The organism is Sphingobium sp. PNB, assembly GCF_019873065.1.
GTDB classification, from domain to species: Bacteria; Pseudomonadota; Alphaproteobacteria; order Sphingomonadales; family Sphingomonadaceae; genus Sphingobium; species Sphingobium fuliginis.
On the sequence record NZ_JAINEZ010000180.1, the window covers coordinates 1 to 3,295 of the forward strand.

The window sequence follows — 3,295 nt, forward strand, 5'->3', positions numbered from 1 at the left end:
TCCCCTCCCCTGAAGGGGAGGGGAAGCATTGACGTCCGCTCCTGGCCAAGACCGTAGCATTTCCGTCATATTCGCTGCGGAGTTGTAACATAGGGCGGCTATGGATTCGCTCCTGAGGGAAACAGCTCAGGGGTCGCATCATGAACGCCATCACTCGCCTGCCTTTCCTGGCGGAGTTGGACGATGGCGCCGACGACAAGTTCGCCATTCCCGAACGGGAAGGGAAGCGTCGCCGCTATCGCACGATCTGGATTTCGGACATTCACCTCGGCACGCGCGGCTGCAATGCGAGCATGCTGATCGACTTCCTCGACAGCGTCGACAGCGACACCATGTATCTGGTGGGCGACATCATCGACGGCTGGCGGCTGAAGAAGCGCTTCTATTGGCCCGCCGCGCATAATGATGTGGTCTGGCGGGTGATGAAGCGGGCCAAGCGCGGCACCCGCGTCGTCTACATCCCCGGCAATCATGACGAGATGTTCCGCCAGTTCACCGGCCTCAGCTTCGGCGGCGTCGAGATTCGGCGCAAGGCGATCCATGAGACCGCCGACGGCCGCAAGCTGCTGGTGCTGCACGGCGACGAGTTCGACACGATCATGCTCGCGCACCGCTGGCTGGCCTTTGTGGGCGACGCCGCCTATACCATGCTGATGCGCGTCAATGTCGCGGTTAACGCGGTGCGGCAACGCATGGGGCTGCCCTATTGGTCGCTCAGCAAGATGGCGAAGCACAAGGTCAAGAACGCCGTCGAGTTCATCTCCCGCTTCGAGGAGGTGGTGGCGCATGAGGCCGGTTCCCGCGGCGTCGACGGGGTCGTTTGCGGGCATATCCACAATGCGGAAATCCGCGAGATCGCGGGCGTCGAATATTATAATGACGGCGATTGGGTGGAGGGATGCACGGCGCTGGTCGAGCATTTCGACGGGCGCATGGAGGTGCTGCACTGGGCCGACGAGATCGCCGGGCGCGCCGCCGAAGAACCTTCCCGGATCGCGGCCTGACGGGAGTGCGAACGATGCGTGTCGCCATAGTCACCGACGCCTGGAGCCCGCAGGTGAACGGCGTCGTCCGCACGCTCCAGACCATGCAGGCGGAACTGGAGAAGATGGGGCATGAGGTGAAGCTGGTCTCGCCCGATCTCTTCGGCTCCATCCCCTGTCCGACCTATCCGGAAATCCGGCTGGCCTTCACCCGTTCGAGCGTGGTGGGGCAGATGATCGCGGCTTTCCGTCCCGACGCGATCCATCTGGCGACGGAAGGGCCGCTTTGCCTGGCCGCACGGCGCTGGTGCCTGCGCAGCGGCATCCGCTTCACCACTGCCTATCATACGCATTTTCCGGATTATGTGGCGCAGCGCACCGGGCTGCCCGCGGCGTGGTTCTGGCGCTATATCCGCTGGTTCCATGGACCGGCGGAGGCGGTGCTGGTGTCGACCCGGTCCGTGCGGCGGCAATTGCGCGCCCATGGGCTGGCGCAGGTGCGTGCGTGGGGCAGGGGGGTGGACCTGGCCGCGTTCACGCCCATGGCGACGCCGCCCATCCTCTTTGCCGCTCTCCCGCGTCCGATCCAGCTCTATGTCGGCCGTGTCGCGGTCGAGAAGAATCTGGAAGCCTTCCTGGCCAGCGGCCATCCGGGAACGAAGGTCGTCGTCGGGGACGGTCCCGCCCGCGCCATGCTGGAAAGAACCTATCCGCAGGCGCATTTCCTGGGCCCCATGTTCGGGGCGGAACTGGCCGGCGCCTATGCCGGCGCCGACGTCTTCGTCTTTCCCAGCCGCACCGACACCTTCGGCCTGGTCATGATAGAGGCGCTGGCCTGCGGCACGCCGGTGGCGGCCTATCCCGTCACCGGCCCGGTCGACATCGTCACCCCGGAAAGCGGCGCCTTGTCGGACCGGCTGGAGGACGCCATCGCCGCAGCGCTCCTCTGCGACCGTCAGGCATGCGCCGCCTATGGCAAGAGCTTCAGTTGGGAACGCAGCGCGCGGGAATTCCTCACCGGCCTGCACAATATCGATCCCCAGGCGCTCGACAGCGCGGCCTGACGCTTTTCCTTGCCCGGCGCGGCCGGATGCACTATCTCGGGTCGGGCGTGGCCGCCCTGCTTGGGCGGCCCTTGTCGTTTTTAAGCGCCGTTTCTATGCCGGAGAATTCCCGTGTCCCAGCCTCTCATGCCCCATGCGACAGCCAGTTGGCTGGTCGACAATACCGCGCTGAGCTTCGACCAGATTGCGGAGTTTTGCGGGCTGCATATCCTGGAAGTACAGGCGATTGCCGACGATACCGCCGGCACCAAATATACCGGCCGCGATCCGGTGCGCGCCCATGAAATCACGATGGAGGAAATCCACAAGGGCGAGGCCAATCCGGACTATCGGCTGAAGATGCTGAAGGGCCCCGAGCCGGTCCGCCGCACCAAGGGACCGCGTTATACGCCGGTCAGCAAGCGTCAGGACAAGCCCGACGGCATCGCCTGGATCCTGCGCAACCATCCGGAAATTTCGGACGGCGCCATCGGCAAGCTGATCGGCACCACGCGCACCACCATCGCCGCGATCCGCGACCGCACGCACTGGAACATCTCCAACATCGTGCCGAAGGACCCGGTGACGCTGGGCCTCTGCTCGCAGCGGGAACTGGACGCGCTGGTGACGAAGGCGGCGAAGAAGGCGGGCATCGAGGCCCCCACCGATTCGCGTCTGGACGGCGATCGCGAGGCGCTGATCAACGAGCTGCGCCGGGAGCGCGAGGACGCCACCCGCCGCGCGGAAGAAGCGCTGAAGAGCGAGTCCGACCTGATTTCGGGCGCCGCGAAAATCCTCGATCCGTTCAGCGACAACAAGGGTCACGTCTGATGCCGTAACGTCAATCCGCCCCGTGCGGAGCGACGACGGCAGAGACCGGGAAAAGGGCCGCGCCTTGCCAAGGGCCGCGGCCCTTTTGCCGTGCTTTACGCTTGCGTAAAGGGAAGGCGTAACTTACACCTGTACAAATGGAGAGCAGCGAAAAAATCTGGCAAACCCGCTATAATCATCCCTCTGCCTGGGAGCAGACATTCCCGCCCCTGTCGATGGTGGAGATGGTGGCGAACAGCGCCGCGGCCAATCCGCAAGCGGTGATGATCGACTTCATGGGCCGCAAGACGAGCTATGGCGAAATGCTCCACAGCATCCGGCGGGTCGCCAGGGGATTGCAGGACATGGGCATAGAAACGTATGGCTCGCCCCGTCGGCAAGCGGTTTGTGTCTGATGATCTGGTCAGTCTGCGAAAACGTATCCGGCCTTTCAGCATG

4 protein-coding genes are annotated in these 3,295 nt (G+C 64.4%); all 4 read left to right on the plus strand.

Going from position 1 to position 3,295, the window contains the following annotated elements; translation table 11 throughout:
• The first annotated feature begins 140 nt into the window (after nt 1–140).
• The 4 genes from K7W03_RS26975 to K7W03_RS26990 all read left to right on the plus strand — a co-directional run bounded on the left by K7W03_RS26975 (nt 141) and on the right by K7W03_RS26990 (nt 3,252).
• Entirely contained in the window at nt 141–1,004 is an 864-nt protein-coding gene (locus tag K7W03_RS26975) for a UDP-2,3-diacylglucosamine diphosphatase (protein ID WP_222888020.1), read from the plus strand.
• A gap of 14 nt (nt 1,005–1,018) precedes the next feature.
• Nucleotides 1,019–2,047, plus strand: a complete 1,029-nt coding sequence (locus K7W03_RS26980) for a glycosyltransferase family 4 protein (RefSeq protein ID WP_222888022.1) — start codon at nt 1,019–1,021, stop codon at nt 2,045–2,047.
• A gap of 126 nt (nt 2,048–2,173) precedes the next feature.
• The gene (locus tag K7W03_RS26985; protein WP_025548854.1) at nt 2,174–2,857 is read left to right on the plus strand and encodes a DUF1013 domain-containing protein; all 684 of its coding nucleotides are present in this window, start codon (nt 2,174–2,176) and stop codon (nt 2,855–2,857) included.
• 137 nt (nt 2,858–2,994) lie between these two features.
• Nucleotides 2,995–3,252 (plus strand): hypothetical protein, encoded by a 258-nt coding sequence (locus K7W03_RS26990; RefSeq protein ID WP_226870557.1) that lies wholly within the window; start codon nt 2,995–2,997, stop codon nt 3,250–3,252.
• The last annotated feature ends 43 nt before the right edge of the window (nt 3,253–3,295 follow it).

Bases quoted from the DNA above. Each gene is read 5' to 3' on its own strand.
- K7W03_RS26980 (WP_222888022.1), top strand. From the start codon at position 1,019: ATGCGTGTCGCCATAGTCACCGACGCCTGGAGCCCGCAGGTGAACGGC.
- K7W03_RS26975 (WP_222888020.1), top strand. From the start codon at position 141: ATGAACGCCATCACTCGCCTGCCTTTCCTGGCGGAGTTGGACGATGGC.
- K7W03_RS26985 (WP_025548854.1), top strand. From the start codon at position 2,174: ATGCCCCATGCGACAGCCAGTTGGCTGGTCGACAATACCGCGCTGAGC.
- K7W03_RS26990 (WP_226870557.1), top strand. From the start codon at position 2,995: ATGGAGAGCAGCGAAAAAATCTGGCAAACCCGCTATAATCATCCCTCT.